18 protein-coding genes are annotated in these 20,149 nt (G+C 73.9%); 10 read left to right on the top strand and 8 right to left on the bottom strand.

The annotated features are described in order from the left end of the window. The first annotated feature begins 97 nt into the window (after positions 1 to 97). Entirely contained in the window at positions 98 to 1,537 is a 1,440-nt protein-coding gene (locus tag PH189_RS09120; protein WP_274188462.1) for a lipase maturation factor family protein, read from the top strand. On the opposite strand, the gene PH189_RS09125 is transcribed toward PH189_RS09120, so the two are convergent. After that, a complete protein-coding gene (locus PH189_RS09125; RefSeq protein WP_274188463.1) occupies positions 1,489 to 3,144 on the bottom strand; it encodes a phytoene desaturase family protein in 1,656 nt (551 codons plus the stop codon). The two genes, PH189_RS09120 and PH189_RS09125, sit on opposite strands and share 49 nt — an antisense overlap. A gap of 62 nt (positions 3,145 to 3,206) precedes the next feature. Beyond that, complete coding sequence (locus tag PH189_RS09130; protein WP_274188464.1) at positions 3,207 to 3,908, bottom strand: FadR/GntR family transcriptional regulator; 702 nt, start codon at positions 3,906 to 3,908, stop codon at positions 3,207 to 3,209. A 157-nt stretch (positions 3,909 to 4,065) separates the two neighbouring features. On the opposite strand from PH189_RS09130, the gene PH189_RS09135 reads away from it, so the two are divergent. The 8 genes from PH189_RS09135 to PH189_RS09170 all read left to right on the top strand — a co-directional run bounded on the left by PH189_RS09135 (position 4,066) and on the right by PH189_RS09170 (position 13,091). Then, a complete protein-coding gene (locus tag PH189_RS09135; RefSeq protein WP_274188465.1) occupies positions 4,066 to 4,938 on the top strand; it encodes a fumarylacetoacetate hydrolase family protein in 873 nt (290 codons plus the stop codon). A gap of 25 nt (positions 4,939 to 4,963) precedes the next feature. Further along, positions 4,964 to 5,728 carry an alpha/beta fold hydrolase gene (locus PH189_RS09140; RefSeq protein ID WP_274188466.1) on the top strand — a complete coding sequence of 255 codons (765 nt, stop codon included), beginning with the start codon at positions 4,964 to 4,966 and terminating at the stop codon, positions 5,726 to 5,728. Positions 5,729 to 5,759: 31 nt separating this feature from the next. Next, positions 5,760 to 7,058, top strand: coding sequence for a metal-dependent hydrolase family protein (locus PH189_RS09145; protein ID WP_274188467.1), 1,299 nt, complete (start codon positions 5,760 to 5,762; stop codon positions 7,056 to 7,058). 4 nt (positions 7,059 to 7,062) lie between these two features. Further along, positions 7,063 to 7,386 (top strand): DUF1636 family protein, encoded by a 324-nt coding sequence (locus tag PH189_RS09150; protein WP_274188468.1) that lies wholly within the window; start codon positions 7,063 to 7,065, stop codon positions 7,384 to 7,386. A gap of 188 nt (positions 7,387 to 7,574) precedes the next feature. Continuing rightward, positions 7,575 to 10,769, top strand: a complete 3,195-nt coding sequence (locus PH189_RS09155) for an ATP-binding protein (protein ID WP_274188469.1) — start codon at positions 7,575 to 7,577, stop codon at positions 10,767 to 10,769. Positions 10,770 to 10,818: 49 nt separating this feature from the next. After that, positions 10,819 to 12,102, top strand: a complete 1,284-nt coding sequence (locus PH189_RS09160; protein WP_274188470.1) for an aminotransferase family protein — start codon at positions 10,819 to 10,821, stop codon at positions 12,100 to 12,102. Then, positions 12,099 to 12,311 carry a hypothetical protein gene (locus tag PH189_RS09165; protein ID WP_274188471.1) on the top strand — a complete coding sequence of 71 codons (213 nt, stop codon included), beginning with the start codon at positions 12,099 to 12,101 and terminating at the stop codon, positions 12,309 to 12,311. The genes PH189_RS09160 and PH189_RS09165 overlap by 4 nt, the downstream gene beginning before the upstream one ends. 15 nt (positions 12,312 to 12,326) lie before the next feature. Beyond that, positions 12,327 to 13,091, top strand: a complete 765-nt coding sequence (locus PH189_RS09170; RefSeq protein ID WP_274188472.1) for a LamB/YcsF family protein — start codon at positions 12,327 to 12,329, stop codon at positions 13,089 to 13,091. Positions 13,092 to 13,205: 114 nt separating this feature from the next. On the opposite strand, the gene PH189_RS09175 is transcribed toward PH189_RS09170, so the two are convergent. The 5 genes from PH189_RS09175 to PH189_RS09195 are packed head-to-tail and all read right to left on the bottom strand — an operon-like array spanning position 13,206 to position 19,116. Further along, entirely contained in the window at positions 13,206 to 14,558 is a 1,353-nt protein-coding gene (locus tag PH189_RS09175; protein ID WP_274188473.1) for an acetyl-CoA carboxylase biotin carboxylase subunit, read from the bottom strand. Then, a complete protein-coding gene (locus tag PH189_RS09180) occupies positions 14,555 to 14,797 on the bottom strand; it encodes an acetyl-CoA carboxylase (RefSeq protein ID WP_274188474.1) in 243 nt (80 codons plus the stop codon). Before PH189_RS09180 ends, PH189_RS09175 begins: the two co-directional genes overlap by 4 nt. A 23-nt stretch (positions 14,798 to 14,820) precedes the next feature. Next, the gene (locus PH189_RS09185) at positions 14,821 to 15,789 is read right to left on the bottom strand and encodes a 5-oxoprolinase subunit C family protein (protein ID WP_274188475.1); all 969 of its coding nucleotides are present in this window, start codon (positions 15,787 to 15,789) and stop codon (positions 14,821 to 14,823) included. Between the two features lie 37 nt (positions 15,790 to 15,826). After that, positions 15,827 to 16,735 carry a 5-oxoprolinase subunit B family protein gene (locus PH189_RS09190; protein ID WP_274188476.1) on the bottom strand — a complete coding sequence of 303 codons (909 nt, stop codon included), beginning with the start codon at positions 16,733 to 16,735 and terminating at the stop codon, positions 15,827 to 15,829. Continuing rightward, complete coding sequence (locus tag PH189_RS09195) at positions 16,732 to 19,116, bottom strand: xanthine dehydrogenase family protein molybdopterin-binding subunit (RefSeq protein ID WP_274188477.1); 2,385 nt, start codon at positions 19,114 to 19,116, stop codon at positions 16,732 to 16,734. Before PH189_RS09195 ends, PH189_RS09190 begins: the two co-directional genes overlap by 4 nt. A gap of 299 nt (positions 19,117 to 19,415) precedes the next feature. On the opposite strand from PH189_RS09195, the gene PH189_RS09200 reads away from it, so the two are divergent. Next, a complete protein-coding gene (locus PH189_RS09200; protein WP_274188478.1) occupies positions 19,416 to 19,706 on the top strand; it encodes a DUF1540 domain-containing protein in 291 nt (96 codons plus the stop codon). Here PH189_RS09200 and PH189_RS09205 read toward each other — a convergent pair. Further along, entirely contained in the window at positions 19,691 to 20,137 is a 447-nt protein-coding gene (locus tag PH189_RS09205) for a hypothetical protein (RefSeq protein ID WP_274188479.1), read from the bottom strand. The genes PH189_RS09200 and PH189_RS09205 overlap by 16 nt on opposite strands. Between the last annotated feature and the right edge of the window lie 12 nt (positions 20,138 to 20,149).

Raw genomic sequence — 20,149 nt, forward strand, 5'->3', positions numbered from 1 at the left:
GCCGCTTCGATCATGAGCGGCTGGGGTGGCGCGCATCGGTCGGACGCCGCAGCGGGTAATCCCCCACTCGTTCTCCGAGGGCCCGAGGGGAGGCCCCGTGCCCGACTGGCTCGCCGCGCCCGACTACGCGACCGCCCGCTGGGTGGTCCAGCACCTCGTCGCGCTCGTCTACGTCATCGCGTTCACCGTCGCGCTGGCGCAGTTCCGCCCGCTGATCGGCGAGCGCGGCCTGACCCCGATCCCGCGCTTCCTCGCGCGCACGACCTTCCGCCGCCACCCGAGCCTGTTCCACCTGCGCTACTCGGACACGCTCTTCCGGGTCGTCGCCGCGGTCGGCCTCGTCCTCGCCCTGGCGGCCCTCGCGGGAGCCACCGACGTCCTCCCGCTCGGCGCCGGCATCGCACTGTGGGCCGTCCTCTGGGTGCTCTACCTGTCGATCGTCAACGTCGGCCAGGTCTGGTACGGCTTCGGCTGGGAGTCGCTGCTGCTCGAGGCCGGCTTCCTCGTGACCTTCCTCGGGCGTGCGGACGTCGCCCCACCCGCCCCGATCCTGTGGCTGCTCGTCTGGCTGCTGTTCCGCGTCGAGTTCGGGGCCGGCCTGATCAAGCTGCGCGGCGACCGCTGCTGGCGCGACCTCACCTGCCTCGACTACCACCACGAGACCCAGCCGCTCCCCGGCCCGACGAGCCGGTTCTTCCACCACCTCCCGCGCCCGCTGCACCGCGCGGAGGTCCTCGCCAACCACGTCACCCAGCTCGTCGTGCCGTTCCTGCTGTTCCTGCCGCAGCCGGTGGCGTCGATCGCCGCCCTGGTCGTCGTCGTCACGCAGGGGTGGCTGGTGAGCAGCGGCAACTTCGCCTGGCTGAACCTCCTGACGATCACGCTGGCGTTCGCCGCGATCGACGACGCCCGGCTCGGGTGGCTGGTGTCGCTGCCGGAGCCGGGCCCGCTGCCGACGTGGTTCGCCGTCGTGGTGATCGCCGTGACGGTCCTGATGCTCGCCCTGTCGGTGTGGCCGGTGCTGAACATGGCCAGCGGCCGCCAGCTGATGAACGCCGGCATCACCCCGGTGCACCTGGGCAACAGCTACGGCGCCTTCGGGTCGGTGACCCGCAAGCGTGAGGAGGTGGTGCTGGAGGGAACGCGCGACCCCTCGGGTGACGACGAGGCCGAGTGGCGCGAGTACGGGTTCCGCGCCAAGCCCGGCGACCCGTACCGGCGCCCGCCGCAGCTCGCGCCGTACCACCGCCGGCTGGACTGGCTGATGTGGTTCGCCCCCCTCGCGCCGCGGATGGCGCGCGGCTGGCTCCCGACCCTGCTCGACCGCCTGCTCGAGGCCGACGCACCGACCCTGCGGCTGTTGCGCCACGACCCGTTCGACGGCGAGCGACCGGCGTGGGTGCGCGCCCGGCTCTTCCGCTACCGGTTCACGACCCGCGCCGAGCGCCGCGAGACCGGGGCCTGGTGGCACCGCGAGCTGCTCGGCGACTACCTGCCCGCGCGCTCGCGGCCGACCTCACGGACGTCCGCCCCGTAGACCAGCCGCTGCCCCGCGCGGATCCCGGCGCCGTAGAGCGCCCCGAGCCGCCCGCCCCGCGCCAGCGCCGCCCGGGCCGCGTTGGCCCCCGGCGTCCCGTGCACCGCGCCCGCCGGGTGGGCCGTCGCGCCGGCGAGGAAGAGACGCTCGACCGGGGTGTCGGGGCGCCCCAGCCCGGGCGTCGGACGGAACACGAGCATCTGGTGCAGCTGGGCGGTGCCGGCCATGAGCGCGCCGCGGACCAGCGACGGGTTGCGGGCCTCGAGGTCGCCGGGCCCGGACACGGCCCGCGCGACGACGCGCTCGCCGAAGCCCGGCGCGTGGCGCTCGATGCCCGCGACCATGCGCGCGACCTGCTCGGCGAGCTCCGTCTCCGTGTGCGCCCGGCGGTGCGGCAGGTGCGTGTACGCCCAGACCGACTCCGTGCCGGGCGGCGAGCGCAGCGGGTCGGCGAGCGTCATCTGCCCGAGCAGCATGAACGGCTCGCGCGGCATGCGGCCGGCGGCGAGGTCGGCGCCGAAGTCGACGAGCCCCGCCACGTCCCCGCCGAGGTGCACCGTGCCCGCCTCGCGGGGCTCCGGCGCGGTCCACGGGATCGGGGACGACAGCGCCCAGTCGACCTTGAGGATCGCGTCGTCGTACTGGAACCGGGCGAGGTCGTCGACCATCCGCGTCGGCAGGTGCTCGGTCCCCACGAGGTCGCCGAACAGCACCGGCGCGGGGACGTCGGCGAGCACCGCGCGCCGCGCCCGCACCAGGCCGCCGGCCGCGTCCACGACCCCCACGGCCCGCCCGCGCTCGACGAGGACACGCGTCACCGGACGGTGGCACTCCACGGTCCCGCCCCGGAGCGCCAGCCGTCCCACCAGCGCGTCCGTGATCCCCCGCGCGCCGCCCGCCGGCACCGGGAACCCGACGTCCTGCGCGAGCATCGCGAGCAGCCAGCCGAACGCGGTACTCGCGGTCTGGTTCACCCCGAGGTCGGTGTGCAGGGCGTTGCCGGCGACGAGGACCCGCGCGCCCTCCCCCGCGAACTCCTCCTCGCCGAACCGCGTCGCCGGCAGCAGCATCCGGCGGGCGAGGCGCAGCGCGTCGGGGCCGCCGAGCATCCGGAGCACCCGGGCGGCGTCGCGCACCGGCGGGAACGGCCCGAGGAACGCGGCGAGCAGCGGGTCGCGCAACCGCTGCCACTCGTCGGCGAGCCGTCGCCAGGCGTCGCCGTCGCCCGGGGCGAAGCGGTCGAGGGACGCCGCGGTGACGTCGACGTCCCGCGAGAGCAGCACGCCCCGGTCGTCGGGCAGGACGTGCGCCAGTGGGGCGGGCGCGTGGCGCCACTCCAGGCCGTGGGACGTCAGGTCCAGCGCGCGGAAGGCGGGCGACACCACACCCATCGGGTAGAACGCGCTGCCGAGGTCGCTGCGGAAGCCCGGCGCGGTGATCTCCTCGGTGCGCACCGCCCCGCCCGGCCCGTCCGAGGCCTCCAGGACGCGCACCGACCAGCCCCGGTCCGCCAGCATGTTCGCCGCCACCAGGCCGTTGTGACCGGCGCCGACGACGACGGCGTCGACGGTCTCGGCGTCGCTCACGACCAGGTTCTCGGCGGGCACCCGCCGAGGATGCCCACTCCGTGCTGGCCGAGTCAGTGCTGGCCCAGTCAGTGCTGGCCCAGTCAGTGCTGGCCGAGCAGGTTGGTACGGACGTCGACGAGGTGGCGGCGCATGTGCTCGCGCGCGGCGTCCGCGTCGCGCTCGGTGAGCGCGGTGACGATCTCGGCGTGGCACTGCTCGTAGCCACGCCGCCGTTCCGGCGAGGCCGAGCGCCGCTTGATGCTGCCCCACACCGGGAGGTCGCGGGCGGCGTTCATCGTGTCGAACAAGCGCAGCAGCAGGCCGTTGTGCGCAGCAGCCGCGACGGCGCGGTGCAGTGCGGAGTCCCAGGCCTCGAACTCCTCGTAGGTGGCGGTGGCGTTGCCGCGCCGCAGGCAGTGCTCGATGTGCTCGAGATCGGCCGGGGTCGCGTGACGGGCGGCCAGCGCGGCGATCTCGGGCTCGAGGACGAGGCGTGTCGCCATGATCTCGGCGGGGCTCGTCTGGAGCGGCCCGCGGGCGGCCGGGGGCAGGCCGGGCTCGGCCTCGAGCTCGGTGAGGAACGTGCCGCGCCCCACGTGACGGGTGATCCGTCCGTCGCGCTCGAGCTCCCCCAGAGCGGCACGGACGGCGGCCCGCGACGCCTGCAGCGTCGTCGACAGCGCGCGCTCGGTCGGAATCTTCGACCCGGTGCTCAGCGCACCGGCCGCGACGGCCTCGTCGAGCAGGGCCCGGAGGCGGGTGACGACGGGTGCGCTCCCGACGCCCTCCTGCGGTGCGGCCACGACTCCCCCTTCTCACGTACCAATAGAGGACCAATGCTACGGCATCGACCCTCTTGGCAGTCGATCCGACTGGTCGTATGGTCGAGGAACCGGCGAGTAGCCGACCATACGCCGTTATTGGTCCGTATTGGTTCTCCGTACGTCCGGAGTGTGATCTGTGAAGCTCGTGACCTTCCGTACCGCCGACCGCGAGGGCGTGGGGCGGGTCGACGACGACGGAACGACGGTCCGCGACCTGGCCGGCGTCGTCGGCGACCGGTCGATGCTCGCGATCATCGCCGACTGGGAGCGGCTCGGCCCCGCGATCGCCGACGCCGGGGATCTGCCCGTCGTCGACGGCGCCCGCCTGCGCGCACCGATCCCGGAGCCGCGTCGCGACCTGTTCGCGGTGGGCAAGAACTACCGCGAGCACGTCGCCGAGTTCGGCCGCTCCGGCTACGACACCCCGCAGCGCTCGGAGGACCTGCCCGACAAGCCGATCGTCTTCTCCAAGGCGACCACGTCGGTCACGGGGCCCTACGACGACGTCGAGTCCCACCCGGAGGTCACGAGCGAGCTCGACTACGAGGCCGAGCTCGCCGTCATCATCGGCCGCGGCGGGCGGGGCATCACGCGCGAGCAGGCGATGCAGCACGTCTGGGGCTACACGATCGTCGACGACGTCACCGCCCGCGACGTGCAGCGCGACCACAAGCAGTGGCTGCTGGGCAAGTCGCTCGACACCCACGCGCCGATGGGGCCGTGGGCGGTGAGCGCCGACGAGATCGGCGACCTGGCCGTGCTGGAGGTCTCCTGCACGGTCAACGGCGAGCCCCGCCAGAAGGCACCGGTCGCCGACCTGATCTTCGACGTCCCCGAGCTGATCCGCGTGCTCTCGGCCGGGATGACGCTGCTGCCCGGCGACGTCATCGCCACCGGTACCCCCGCCGGCGTCGGGATCGGGTTCGACCCGCCCCGCTTCCTGCAGCCCGGCGACGTCGTCGAGTGCGCGATCACGGGCCTCGGCGCCCTCCGCAACACCATCCGCTGAACGACCCCTCGAGGAGGACGAACGCGTGCAGGTCAACGGCAAGGAGCTCGCTGTCGAGGTCACCGGGGACGGTCCGCCCGTCGTGCTGGTGCACGGCCTCGGCGGGACGTCGAACTTCTACCAGCCCCAGGTCGCGGCGCTCGCCGAGCGCTTCACCGTGATCCGGCCCGACATGGAGGGTTCCGGTCGCTCACCCGTCGCCGGCGCGGTGTCGATCGAGGGATTCGCCAACGACCTCGCCGCGCTGATCGAGACCCTCGACGCGGGGCCGGCGCGGGTCGTCGGGCACTCGATGGGGACGATCACCGTGCGCAGCCTCGCGGCACGCCGGCCTGAGCTCGTCAGCCACCTCGCGCTCCTCGGCGCCGTGCCCGCGCCACTGCCCGAGGCCGGTCAGCAGGGCCAGCACGACCGCGCGGCGAAGGTCCGCGCCGAGGGCATGGCGAACGTCGCCGACGCGGTGATGAGCAACGCGACCGCCGAGGCCACCCGCCGCGACCACCCCGCGACCGCGGCATGCGTCCGCGAGCTGGTGCTTCGCCAGGACCCGGAGGGCTACGCCCGTTCGTGCGAGGCGCTGGCCGGTGCGAACGACCCCGGACCGGTCGACCCGGCCCTGCCCCTGCTGCTGCTCACCGGCGCGGACGACGGCGTCGGGGCCCCGGCGGTCTCGCACGCGCTCGCCGACGCCCACGGCGCCGCCGTCCTCGAGATCTTCGACGACTGCGGCCACTGGACCGCGCTCGAGAAGCCACACGAGGTCACCGAGCACCTCCTCAAGTTCTTCTGACCCCTATCACCCTCGACGACGAGGAGCCGTCATGAGCAAGGTCCTGTTCCGCAACGTCTCGATCCTCGACTCCACGGGTGCCGACCCCTACCCCGGTGACGTGCTCGTCGAGGACGACCGAATCGCTGCCGTCGGCACCGTCGACGAGGCCCGCGCGCTGCACGCCCAGGTCGTCGAGGGCCGGGGGCGCACGCTGATGTCCGGGCTGTGCGACGCGCACACCCACTTCAGCTGGAACAACTCGGCGGACCTCGACGGGCTGGGCGGGATGCCGGTCGAGGAGCACCTGCTGTTCTCCATGGAGTCGGCGAAGAAGTACATCGACTCCGGCTACACGATGTGTCTCGGCGCCGCGTCGGCCAAGGAGCGCCTCGACGTCGTCTGCCGCGACGCGATCAACGCCGGCCGCATCCCCGGCCCGCGCTACCTCGCCAACGGCCCCGAGATCGCGGTGACGGGCGGCGCGCTCATCAAGTCGATCACCAAGTTCGCCGACGGGCCGGAGGGCATGCGGCTCGCGGTGCGCCAGCTGATCGACCTCGGTGTCGACCAGATCAAGCTGTCGATGACCGGTGAGGAGATCACCGGCACCCAGCGCGCGGAGGACACGTACTTCTCCGACGAGGAGGTCGCCGCCGCGGTCGCCGAGGCCCACCGCCGCGGCAAGCGCGTCTGCGCCCACGCCCGCTCCGCCGAGAGCGTGAAGATGTGCCTGCGGAACAAGGTCGACATCATCTATCACGCCTCGTTCACCGACGCCGAGGGCATGGACATGCTCGAGGCGAACAAGGACTGGGTGTTCGTCGCGCCCGGCATCAACTGGCTGATCGCCACGCTCTACGAGGCCGAGGCGTTCGGGTTCCCCCAGGAGGCGGCCGAGGCGGTCGGCTACAAGAAGGAGCTCGAGGTCGCCACCGACGGGCTGCGCGAGATGCACCGGCGCGGCATCAAGCTGCTGCCCGGCGGCGACTACGGCTTCGCGTGGACCCCGCACGGCACCTACGCCCGCGACCTCGAGCACTTCGTCGAGCGTCTCGGCTTCACGCCGATGGAGGCGATCGTCTCGGCCACCAGGCTCGGCGGAGAGATCATGCTGCGCCCCGACGAGCTCGGCCAGGTCCAGCCCGGCTACCTCGCCGACCTCCTCCTCGTCGACGGCGACCCGCTCGAGGACATCACGGTCCTGCAGGACCACGACAAGCTGCACGCGATCATGAAGGACGGGCGCTTCCACAAGGAGGACAGCGGCATCGCGCCGCGCAGCGGGCTCGACGCCCCCGCGGGTCCGGTCACGGACGCCACGCGCCGGGTCGTCGAAGCCCGGCCCTGAGCCCGTGCCGCTACTGATCTGCCGCACCTGTCCGCGGTACGACGTCGACAGCGGGTCGTTCGGCGCCGCCCTCGACGGGGCGCTCGCCGGGGCCGAGGTCCGTGTCCGTCACGTGCCCTGCCTCGGCGGGTGCCCGAACGCCGGCAACGTCGCCGTCGACGGGCCCGGCAAGCCGCGTGTCCGCTTCTCGCGGATCGGGGTCGACGACGCCGAGGACCTCCTCGACGCGGCGCGGCGGTACGACGCGAGTCCTTCCGGCGCCCCGGGCGACTGGGAGGTGCCCGCCGGACTCGCCGCGCGCGTCACCGCCGTCAGCCCGAAGCGGTGACCGGTTCGGGGAATGCTTCGGTTTCCGAAGCATTCCCCGGGCACCTCATGCGCTGTCGTCGGCGGACACGCCTCTGCTCTGTCCCTCTGCTCGGGCGAACGGTTGGTCCACACGGCGGCACGTCGGGTGACCTCGGAGGACGTACCCTTCCGCGAGGTGATCACGTGACGTGACGTCCGGGGGGATGGATGGCGTCTGTCGGCCTCCGCCTGTTCGGCGGCGTGGCCGTGGTGCGCGACGGGGTCCCGGATCCGCACCGCAGCCGCACCCTTGCGACCCTGCTCGCGCTCCTCGCCCTCCACGCGGGCGAGGCTGTCGACGGCGACGCGCTCATCGACGAGGCGTGGGGCGAGGACCTGCCGAAGAACCCCCGCGCCACCCTCCAGGTCGCGCTGACCCGCCTCCGCGCGTGGCTGGGCGAGCGCGCCGAGCCGTGGATCACCGCGGGCGGCGGGCTCTACACGCTGCACCTCGGGCGTGACGCCGTCGACGTCCTCGCGTTCGGCCGTCTCGCCGACGCCGCCCTGCGGAGCGGGGACCTCGCCGCCCACGAGGACGCCCGCGCCGCGTGGCGGGGGACGCCGTTCCTCGGGCTCGACTCCGCCCGCCTCACCGAGGCCCGGCGCAGCGCCGAGGAGCGCCGGCGCGCCCTCACCGTCCGCCACGCCGCGCTGCTGCTCGAGCAGCGCCGGTACGGCGACGTCGTCGACCTGCTCGCCGGCGAGGACCGCCTCGACGAGGAGCTGTCGGCGCTGCTCGTGCGGGCGCTGCGCGACGGCGGCCGGCACCGCGACGCCGTCGAGACCTACCTCGAGGTGCGGCGCAGGCTCCGGGACGAGCTCGACGTCGATCCCGGGCCCGGGCTGCGGTCGCTCTACGGCTCGCTCGCCGGGCCGCGCGAGAGCGGGAAGCGGACGAGTGCTCCCGAGCTCGTCGGTCGGGAGGCCCTCGCGGACACGATCCTCGACGCCCTGCACGGCGACGGCCGCCTGATCGTGCTGCACGGCCGCGCGGGCGCGGGGAAGTCCGCCGTGCTCCGCGCCGTGGTCCACGCCGCGCGAGCGCGAGGGGCCCGGACGGCGAGCTCGGCGTGGGGGGAGAACGACGCCCCCGCCGCCGCGTGGCACGAGGTGATCGACGACCTGGAGATCCGGGGACCGGTCCCGGACCGCGACCTCGGGCCCTGGGTCCGTGCCCAGCTCGGTCGCCGTGCCGAGGACGCGCCCGTGCTCCTGGCCCTCGACGACGCGCACCGCGCCGACACCGCCTCGCTCGACGTCCTGCGCGCCCTCGCCCGTCGCGGCCTGCCCGCCGGGGTGGTCGTCGTGGTCGCGGCGCGGGCGCCCGACACCGCCCCGCACCCGCACTGGGAGCGCGCGCGGGCCGAGCTGGACGGCCACGACGCCGTCACCACCGTCGCGGTCGGCCCGCTCGCCCCCGACGCGGTGGCCGTCCTCGTCCGCCGGCGCCTCGCCGCGCTCGAGCCGGGCGACGACCTCGCGCACGCGGTGACCCGCCGCTCCGGGGGCCTCGCCCTGCACGTCACGGCGCTGCTCGATCTCCTCGGCCGCTGCGCTGGCCGGGAGGAGGCCCTGGAGGCCGTCGACCGGGTCCCCCAACAGGTGCGGGCCGTCATCGATCACCAGGCCGCGCAGCTCCCCGCCGCGACGCGGCGGGCGGTCGAGGCGCTCGCGGTGCTGCGCCCGGTCGACCTCACCGGCCTGGCCGCCGTCCTCGGGCGGCGCCCGCTCGACGTCGCCGACGACCTCGAGGTCGCGGTGCGGGCGGGGCTCGCCACCGGAGAGGGCGACCGCTACGTGCTGCGCCACGACCTCGACGCCGACGGCCTGCGGGCCGGCGTGCCCCCGGTGCGCGCGGCACACCTGCACCTCGCCCGGCTCGAGGGGCTCGACGACGACGCGGACGCGTTCACCGTGCTGCGCCACTGCGAGGGCGCCACGACGCTGCTCGCCCCGTCCCGCCTGGCCGCCGCGCAGGTGGAGGCCGGCGTCGAGTCCTACCGCCGGCGGGCGATTCCCGAGGCGCTCGCCCTGTTCGAGGCCGCGTTCCCGGCGGCCACCGACCGCGCCCGCGCGCGCCTGCTCGGCCACCGCGCCCTCTGCCACGCGGCGATGCGCGGGACCGGCGAGGCCCGCGACGGCGCGCTGGAGGACGCCCTCGACGACGCTCTCGACGCGGCCCTGGAGTCCGGCGACGACGAGCTCGCCGTGCTGGTCGCGGTCGGCGACGAGCCGCTGGGGCTGTCGGTGCAGGGCGACCCCCGCCGCTACGCGCGGCTGCACCGCCTCCTCGACCGGCCGCTGGCCCCGCGCCTGCGGCTCGACCTGCTCGTCGCGACCGTCCGGGAGGCCTCGGCGACCGCGCGGGACGGGGCCCCGGCGCTCGTCGCCGAGGCGAGGGCGCTGGCGGACGCGAGCGCCGACGACGACCCCGTGGCCCAGGCCCGCGTCCGGGCGCTCGAAGCCCGCCACCTCGTCGACGGTGCCCGCCCGGTGCGCGAGCGGCTCGCCGTCGCAGCCGATGCCCACCGGCTCGCCCTGGCCACGGGGGACCCGTCGTTGTACCTGGAGGGCACCGAGCTGCTGATGACCGCCGAGCTCGCGAACGGGCGCACCGAGCAGGCCCACAAGCTGCGCGTCGAGCTGGAGACCGCCGCCGAACGGTGGTTCCGCCCGCGCTCGATCTGGGCCGCGCAGGTCACCGGGGCCGCCATGCTGCTGGCCGAGGGCGACCCGGGCGCCGACGCCGCGGCGGGCCGCGCCGCGGAACGGGGCCAGGCGCTCGGGCTCCCCGCGGCGCCGTTCGCCGCCGGCGCGCACCTGCTCGTCCAGCACCTGCTGCTGGGGACCGTCGCCGAGCTCGCCCCGCTCGCCGCCCACGCCTCGACCCGCGCGCTCAACACCGGGGCGTGGTCCGCCGCGGCGGCCTACGCCGAGACCTGCGCCGGCCACGACGACCGGGCGCGCGAGCACCTCGCGGAGTACGGGCGACGCGCCACCAACCCCGCGATGTGGTTCTCCCGTGCCGCGGCGGCGATGGCCACGGCCGCCGCCTTACGCCTCGGGGACGCCACGGTCGCCGCCCACGTCCGCGAGGTGCTCCCCGCGGACCCGGACGCCGCCGTGCTGGTCGGGTTCGGCGGCGCCGTGCTCGGCCCCGCGACGCTCTGGACGGGGCTCGCGGCCCGGATCCTCGACGACCCGGACACCGCCCGCCGAGAGTGGACCGCCGCCCTCGCCCTGGCCGAGCGCGCCGGGTGGAGTCCGTGGGCCACGGCGGCCCGGCAGTGCCTCGCCGCGCTCACGGACCCGCAGGCACCGCTGCCGCTGGGGCTCGGGCCGGCGGGCCGAGACCGTCCGTAATCATCCGCAGGGGTGCCCTCGGGGCGGGGTCGGCGGGACAATCCGAACCATGAGCACCCGGTTGTGGCATCCGTTCTCCGACATGGCCGCCGTCGACGGGAACGAGTTCATCGTCGACCGCGCCGAGGGCGCGTACGTCTACGACGAGGCGGGACGCGCCTACCTCGACGGCTGCGCGAGCCTCTGGTACTGCAACGTCGGCCACGGACGGCAGGAGATCGTCGACGCGGCCATGGCGCAGATGTCCAAGCTCGAGGCGTACTCGTGCTTCGCCGACATCGCCAACCGCCCCGCGCTCGAGCTCGCCGAGCGGCTGGCCGACCTCGCCCCCGTCGAAGACGCCAAGGTGTTCTTCGGCTCGGGCGGCGCGGACGCCATCGACACGGCGGTGAAGCTCGCTCGCGCCTACTGGCAGGCGCGCGGCGAGCACCAGCGCGTGCACGTCGTCTCCCGCGAGACCGGCTACCACGGCACCCACGGCTACGGGACCTCGATCACCGGCATCCCGCCGAACCGCGAGGGCTGGGGTGTGCTCGCCGGCGAGAACACCGTCGCGCCCCTGCACGACCTGGACGGCGTGGAGAAGGTGTTCGCCGAGGTCGGTCCCGAGCGGATCGCGGCGTTCGTGATCGAGCCCGTCACCGGTGCCGGCGGCGTGCACCTGCCCACCGACGGTTACGTCGAGGGCGTCGCCGAGCTGTGCCGCCGCCACGGTGTCCTGCTGGTCATCGACGCGGTGATCTGCGGTTTCGGACGGCTGGGCACCTGGTTCGGCATCGAGCGCTTCGGCGTCCGACCCGACATGATCACCTTCGCGAAGGGCGTCACCAGCGGCTACCTGCCGCTCGGCGGCGTGGTCGTCTCCGGCGAGGTCGCCGCCCCGTGGTGGACGACCCCCGGCGAGCGCACCCTGCGTCACGGCCCGACCTACTCGGGTCACCCGACCTGTTGCGCGGCGGGCCTCGCGACCCTCGACGTCTACGAGCGCGAGAACCTCATCGCGCGCGGTGGTGAGCTGGAGACGCCGCTGTTCGAGGCGCTCGCACCGCTCACGTCGCACCCGTACGTCCACGAGGTGCGCGCCGGCTTCGGCTTCCTGGCCGCGGTCGAGCTGGAGCAGGACGTGCTCGACGGCGTCCCCGACGCCCCGAACGTCCTGCTGCGCGCCGCGCGGAAGAACGGCGTGCTCGTGCGCGGGTTGGGCAAGGGCGTCGCGGTGTCCCCGCCGCTCATCGCGAACGACGAGGACATCGCCCTGCTCGCCGAGGCGATCCGCGGGGGGCTCGACTCCCTGCCGCTCGAGGCCCCGGTGCCCGCGGCGCCGGGCGCGTGACCCGAGGAATCCTAGAGCCCGAGCCGGACGACGAGGCGCGGGCGCGTCTCGGGTCGGTCATGCCGGCCGAGTACGTCGACGCCTTCTTCCGCTTCTTCCGCGGCGGCGAGTACGACGACAGCCGGGTGACGACGATCGTCCCCGACCTCCTCGGGCGCCCGGCGCGCGCGTTCCGTCAGTGGTCGGAGGTTCACGCCGGCGCGTTCTGAGCGGACACTGTGCCCATGCAGACACGCGTCGACCTCAATGCCGACGCCGGGGAGAGCCTCGGGCGCTGGAAGCTCGGTCACGACGCCGAGCTCATGGGCCACGTGACCTCGGTGAACGTCGCCTGCGGGTACCACGCCAGCGATCCGGTGACGATGCGCGACTCGGTGCGCACGGCCGTCGCCACCGACACCGCGATCGGCGCTCACCCCGGCCTGCCCGACCTCGTGGGCTTCGGGCGCAGACGGATGGCGCTGCGCCCCGACGAGGCCGCCCAGCTCGTGCTCTACCAGACCGGTGCGCTGCAGGCGACGGCTCGCGCGGAGGGCGCGGAGGTCGTGCACGTCAAGCCGCACGGCGCGCTGTACGGCATGGCGCTGACCGACCCCGAGATCACCACCGCGATCACGGAGGCGGTGCTGCGCCTCGATCCCAACCTGATGATCTTCTGGCTGGCCGGGCCGACGGCCGACCTCGCCCGCTCGCTCGGCGCGACCGTCGCCCGTGAGGGCTTCGCCGACCTCGAGTACACCGACGAGGGGCACATCATCGTCGAGCCCGAGCCGAAGGCGAAGGACCCCGACGCCGTCGCCCAGCAGGCCGTCGACCTCCTCGAGGGGCACGTGACCTCGACGACGGGCAAGCACCTCGACGTCGAGGTGGACACGATCTGCCTGCACGGCGACCGCCCCAACGCCGTCGAGATCGTCGAGGCGCTCCGTCGGCGCTTCGACTCCCTGGGCGTGGAGCGCGTACCGGCGACTCAGCTGCTGCGGGGCTGATCGAGAAGTCCGCGGGAGCGGAACCTCTCCGAAGCAGCAGTCCTTCGAGGGAACGCTTCGGTTTCCGAAGCATCGTGCGCCGACGGCTCGACCGACGGGGGCGCAACGTGGGCTTCACCCGCGGGGCGAATCCTCGAGCCACGTCTCCAATGTCGTGATGTCGTAGGTGCCGTCGACGACCGCCTGCTCGTCGAGCAGGCGCCGGTGCAGGCCGATGGTCGTGGGCAGCCCCTCGACGCGGTACTCGGCGAGTGCGCGGCGGCCGCGGGCCAGAGCCTGCTCGCGCGTCGGCGCCCAGACCGCGAGCTTCGCGACCAGCGAGTCGTAGAACGGCGGGACGACGTCTCCCGCCATGAGGGCCGTGTCGACGCGGACGCCGGGCCCGCCGGGCAGCTCGAGGCCCGTCACCTCGCCCGGCGAGGGCAGGAAGTCCTGGTCGGGGTCCTCGGCGTTGACGCGGAACTCGATCGCCGCGCCCCGGCGGACGACGTCGTCCTGGGCCACCGACAGCGGCTCGCCGCCGGCGATGCGCAGCTGCTCGGCGACGAGATCGAGACCGGTGATCCACTCGGTGATCGGGTGCTCGACCTGGATGCGCGTGTTCATCTCGATGAAGAAGAACTCGTCTCCTTCGACGAGGAACTCCACCGTGCCCGCGCCGACGTAGCCGACCTGCGACGACAGTCGCACGGCCGCGTCGCACAACGCCGACCGCAGCTCGGACGAGAGCCCGGGCGCCGGCGCCTCCTCCAGGATCTTCTGCCGACGGCGCTGCAGTGAACACTCCCGCTCGAAGCAGTGCACGACGCTGCCGTGGGTGTCGGCGAGCACCTGCACCTCGACGTGCCGCGGGCCCTGCAGCGCGCGCTCGAGGTACACCGCGCCGGACCCGAACGCCGAGGACGCCTCGCGCTGGGCCTCGACCACCACGGTCCGTAGCTCGTCGGCCGACGCGGCCGGCCGGATGCCCCGCCCCCCGCCACCGGCCGAGGCCTTGACGAGCACCGGGTAGCCGACCTCCTCGGCCGCCGCGACGGCGTCGTCGGCCGACGAGACCTCGTCGCTGCCCGGCACCACGGGCACGTCCGCCGAGCGCGCCACCGCCCGTGCCGCCGCCTTGTCCCCCATCGTCGCGATCACCGACGACGGCGGGCCGACGAACGTCAGCCCCGCCTCCTCGACCGCTGCCGCGAACGAGGGCCGTTCGGAGAGGAAGCCGTAACCGGGGTGCACCGCGTCGACCCCGGCCGAGCGCGCCGCCTCGAGTACCGCGTCGGCGTTCAGATAGCTCTTCGACGCCGACGACTTGCCGATGTGCACCGCGTCGTCGGCGTGGCGGACGTGCGCGGCGGACGCGTCGGCGTCGGAGTACACGGCGACCGACCGGATGCCCAGCTCCCGGCACGCCCGCACGACCCGCAGCGCGATCTCGCCGCGGTTGGCGACCAGGACCGATTCGAGCGTCACGTCTCCAGCTCGACGAGGTCCTGGCCGATGGTCACCTCGTCCTCGTTCTCGACGAGGAACTTCGACACGGTGCCCGCGGCGTCGGCCTTCACCTCGTGGAAGGTCTTCATGACCTCGACGAGACCCACCGTGTCGCCCTCGGCGACGGACGCCCCCTCCGTGACGTAGGGGTCCGCGTCGGGCGAGGGCCGGTGGTAGAAGACGCCGGGCGTGCGGGACGTGATGGTGTGGCTGCCCACGGACGTGCCTCCTTGAGGATCGGTCAGGCGAGCGCGGAACGGATGCGGTCGAGCGCGCCGAGGCGGTCCTTCCGGACCTCCAGCGCGCCGTCGAGGTCGACGGGCACGAAGCGCGTCCTGTCGCCGGTCTTGGTCTGGGCCAGCCGGTCGCGGTCGACGCTCACGACGGTGCCGAGCGTCGCGTAGCCGCCCCCGGTGACCGCGTCCTGCAGCAGCACGATCGGCTCGACACCGCCGGGGACCTGGACCGATCCGACCGGGTAGCCGCAGTCGGTGACGTTGGCGGGGTCGCTGCCGGCGCCGAAGGGCTGCTCGCGGGGCACGAACTCCAGCTCGGCACCCCGGAAGCGGTAGCCGACCCGGTTGGCGTCCGGGGTCACCTTCCACTCGGTGTCGGTGAACCGCGCGAGGCTGTCCTCGGTGAGCCGGTAGCTGTGCAGGCCGACGAGCAGGTGCACCTCGGCGGTCGAGGGGTGCACCGGCACGTCCGAGGCGTCCACGCGGCGGCCCGCACGGGGATCCCGCGCGTCCGAGCCGATCGCCAGCTCGTCGCCGGCCCGCAGCGCGCGTCCCTCGAAGCCGCCGATCCCGACGAGCGTGTAGGTCGAGCGGCTGCCGTAGTAGAGCGGCACGTCGATACCGCCGGCGACGGCGATGTAGGGACGCGCCCCGCCGCGGAGCTGGCCGAACGACAGCACCGAGCCCGACGACACCGCCACGGACTCCCAGAGGGGGATCTCCGCGCCGTCGACGAACGCGGGGATGTCCGCGCCGGTCACGGCGATGACGGTGTCCTCGGTGAACTCCAGGGTCGGGCCGAGGTAGACCGCCTCGAGCCCCGCGGCGCCCGGCTCGTTGCCGACCAGGGCGTTGCCGACGTGGTAGGCGAACGAGTCCAGCGCGCCCGAGGGCGGGAAGCCGATGCTGTAGTAGCCGAGCCGCCCGGTGTCCTGGACCGTCGTCTCCAGGCCCGGGTCCTGACAGATGATCATTGGTCCGGCTCCGCTCCGCTTCGCCGTCCGTGAATGCTCACCCGTACAGCACCTCCTTCATCGCGGCGTTGGTGCCGTCGGGATCGGCGAGGAACCGGCTCGGCGAGAACTCGAGCTCCTTGAACGAGTACCGCCAGGTGCCCGCGTCGACCTGCGCGCGCACGTCGTCGTACTCCCCGCGGTCGACGCGCCGGTAGTTGATCACGTCGCCGTGCTTGAAGAACACCACCGAGTTGTTCTCCGCGAAGTCCGGGAGGCGCTGCTCGCCGTCGAAGATCGGCGCGGGCGCCGAGCCGAAGAGCTGGTAGCCGCCCGCGCCCTTCACCGGGTAGATCACCGCGAACGCGCCGCCGAAGCCGAACGCCCGCTCCGGGGTCTCGGTGCGCGGGCGGACGTACTTGGGCACCTCGACCTGCCGCTCGCGGGGCACCAGCTGGAAGCACCAGGGCAGCCCGGGCACGAAGCCCATCATCGTCACCAGGTACGGCGACGCGGCGAGCGCGTCGATGAAGTCCTCGGTCGAGCTGTAGCCGTTGATCCGGGCCCCGTAGTCGAGGTCGGTGCCGTTCGGGTCCTGGTGGCGGTCGCGGAACTTCATGAGGACCTCGTGGGTCCACGGGTCGTTCAGCATGATCGGCACGTCGACGATGCGGGTCGCGACCGTGAGGTCGTCGGACAGCGAGCCGACCTCGCCCTCGATGCGCTGCAGCTCCCGCACGAGGTCGCGCGGGTGCAGCCGGTCCGGGTCGACGCGGACCATGTACGACGCGTTCGACGGCGCGATCTCCTCGACGCCCGGGATGGCCTCCTCGGCCAGGCGCCGCGTGATCGCCAGCGACGTGAAGTGCACCGGCAGGCTCATCGCCGCCGAGAGCTCGACGTAGACGAACTCGTCGCCTCCGTAGTCGTACCGCGTCTCGGTGTCGGTCTCCGTGCCGGCGCTCATGGGGTCACCTTGGCGGCCCCGTCGAGGGCGCGCCAGACCCGCTGCGGGGTCAACGGCATGTCGAGGTGCGTGACGCCGCGGGCGGCGAGCGCGTCGATCGCCGCGTTCACCACGGCGGGCGACGAGCCGATCGCCCCGGACTCCCCGATCCCCTTGGCGCCCAGCGGATTGGTGGGCGACAGGGTCACGGTCTGGTCCAGGTCGAACGAGGGCAGGTCGCTCGCGGCGGGCACGGCGTAGTCGGCGAGCGTCGCGGACGTCGGCTGGCCGTCCTCGTCGAACGTGGCGTGCTCGTAGAGCGCCTGCGCGATGCCCTGGGCGATCCCGCCGTGCAGCTGCCCGTCGACGATCTGCGGGTTGACGATCCGCCCGCAGTCGTCGACCGCGACGAAGCGCCGCACGGTGGTCATCCCGGTCTCGGTGTCGACCTCGACCACGCAGATGTGCGTGCCGAACGGCCACGTGAAGTTCGGGGGGTCGAAGTGGTAGTCGGCGGTGAGGTTGGGCTCCATGCCCTCGGGCAGGTCGTTGGCCAGCGACGCCGCGCCGGCGATCTCCTGGATCGTGATCGACGGCCCGGAGGTGCCGGCCACGGAGAACGTGCCGTCGACGAACTGCAGATCCGACTCGGCGGCCTCGAGCAGGTGCGCGGCGATCAGCCGGGCCTTGGCCACCACCTTCTCGGCCGCCCCGTACACCGCCGTCCCCCCGACGGCGAGGCTGCGCGAGCCGTAGGTGTCGCGCCCGAACGGCGCGACCATCGTGTCGCCGTGGAACACCTCGACGTCGGCGGGATCGATACCGAGGCTGTCGGCGGTGATCTGGGCCCAGGCCGTCTCGTGGCCCTGCCCGTGCGGGCTCGTGCCCGTGACGACCTCGGCACGGCCGGCGGTGGTCATCCGCACCGTCGCCGCCTCCCATCCGCCGCTCTGCAGCCGGACCCCGGCGGCGACCTTCGAGGGTGAGAGGCCGCCGGACTCGGTGAAGTTGCCGATGCCGATGCCGAGCTCGACGGTGTCGCCGGCGGCCCGGCGCCGCGCCTGCTCGGCGCGCAGACCGTCGTAGTCCACGAGCTCGAGGGCGCGACGCATACAGGTCTCGTAGTCTCCGGAGTCGTACTGGACGCCCGAGGGCACCGTGCGGGGCTCGGAGAACGGCGGGTGGAGGTTGCGCAGCCGCAGCTCCGCCGGGTCCATCTCGAGGGCGCGGGCGAGGTCGTCGAGGATCCGCTCGTGCGCGTACGCCGCCTCGGAGCGCCCGGCGCCGCGGTAGGCGTCGGTGGGCGTGAGGTTGGTGAACACGCCCCGGCACGAGAAGTCGTAGGCCCCGAAGTCGTAGAGCCCGCAGTAGGTGAACGCCCCGAAGACGGCGATGCCCGGGGTCAGCAGCTGCAGGTAGGCGCCCATGTCCGCGACGAGGCGGATCCGCATGCCGAGGATCTTCCCGTCGCGCGTGGCGCCGATCGTCATGTACTGGACCTGCCCACGACCGTGCGTGGTCGCGACGTGGTGCTCCGAGCGGGTCTCGGTCCACTTCACCGGCCGCTTGAGCCGCCGCGCCAGGACCAGCGCCAGGGCCTCCTCGGCGTACACGTTGAGCTTGGCGCCGAAGCCGCCGCCGACGTCCGGGGCGACGACGCGCAGCTTGGTGTCGGAGATGCCGCAGATCGCGGCGAGGATGTCGCGCACGAAGTGCGGCACCTGCGTCGAGGTGTGGAGGGTGAAGCCGCCGCCGACGGCGTCGGGCGTGACGACCACGGCGCGCGTCTCCATCGGCGAGGGGATCACGCGCTGCTGCACGTAGCGGCCCTCGACGACCACGTCGGCCTCGGCGAACGCCGCGTCGACGTCCCCGACCGCGAGCGGCCAGGTGTAGCAGTGGTTCGTGCCGAACTCCTCGTGCACGAGCGGCGCACCGGGCGCGAGCGCGGCCTCCAGGTCGACCGCGGCGGGCAGCTCGTCGTAGTCCACGATCACCAGCTCCGCGGCGTCCCGCGCCGTCGCCGCGTCGCCCGCGACGACGACCGCCACGGCGTCCCCGACGTGGTTGACCTCGGCGTGGGCCAACGGGCGATGGTCGGGCACGAGGATGTCCTCGGTGACCGGCCACCCGGTCGGGATGCCGGCCACGAAGTCGTCGGAAAGATCCGGGCCGGTGAGGACGGCGACGACTCCCGGGTGCTCCCGCGCCGCGGCCGTGTCGACAGCGGTGATCCGGGCGTGCGCGACGGGGCTGCGCACCAGGGCGAGGTGCACCGCGCCGAGCGGGGCGATGTCGTCGGTCCAGGTGCCGCGGCCGGTGAGCAGCGCCGCATCCTCGCGACGCGGGAGGCTCTGGCCGACGTGGGTGGTGCGCCGGGCGGGTGGGGCGGTGTCGGTCACGGGGGGTGCTCCCGTCGACGGGCGGTGGTGGGGTGATCCACCGTGGCCTGCCCGATGCGTCCTGGGAAGTCCCCACCGTCCGATCACCGATCAAGGGCCCGTGTGAGGAGAGCGCACCCTCACTCCGCGAGGCCCGTCCGGGTACTGCGCAACGTGATGTGCGTCATAGGATTGCCCGGCTGTCGCGGGTGTCGTCGCCGTCGCCCCAGGTCGGCCTGTGCCGGACGGGACATTCGCCGTGATCAGGGCAGCCTTCGCTGCGTGGCGACGCCGCCCGCGGGACCGCCACCATCACGGTCATGACTTCGACCCAGGACATGCCCACGGTCCAGGCCTGTTCGGTGACCGCCTGCTCCTACAACGACAGCAACACCTGCCACGCCGGGGCGATCACCATCGCCGGCGACACCGCCAAGTGCGGCACCTTCGTCGAAATCTCCTTCCGCGGCGGCCTCGACCGCAACGGCGTCGTGGGCGCCTGCCACCGCTCGGAGTGCAAGTTCAACGACAAGCTCGAGTGCACCGCGTCCTCGGTCGAGATCGGGGCCGGCACGGACGTGGCCGACTGCCTGACCTACGAGGCCCGGTAGAGCTCCTCGAGCGGCGCGGCCGACCCGCTCGCGGGCTCGAGGACGAGTCCCCGCACGGGGTCGGCGCGCAGCGTGCCGTCCGCCACCGCGAGGGCTGCCACGCAGTCACCGTCGTCGACCAGCACCGCAGCACCCCGCGCGGCCACCGTCGCGAGCGCGCCGAGCACGGCGCGCCGCCCCGCGGCGTCGAGGCCGTCGGTGATGTGGTCGACCAGCACGATCGCGGCCCCGTCGGCGTCGCCGGCGTCCTCGAGACGCCGGCGGCGCGTCGCGACACCCTCCGACGCACCCGCGCTGACCCGGTGCACCGTCGCCGGCCGACCCGTGTCCCCGCGCGCGGACGAATCGTCGAGCATGTCCATGAGCCGGCGGCGCACGATCTGCTCGCCCAGCAGCACGGTCACCTCACCCGTGGGCAAACGCAACGTCACGGCAGCCTCCTC

The organism is Actinomycetospora chibensis, assembly GCF_028737215.1.
In the GTDB taxonomy this organism is placed as follows: Bacteria; Actinomycetota; Actinomycetes; order Mycobacteriales; family Pseudonocardiaceae; genus Actinomycetospora; species Actinomycetospora chibensis.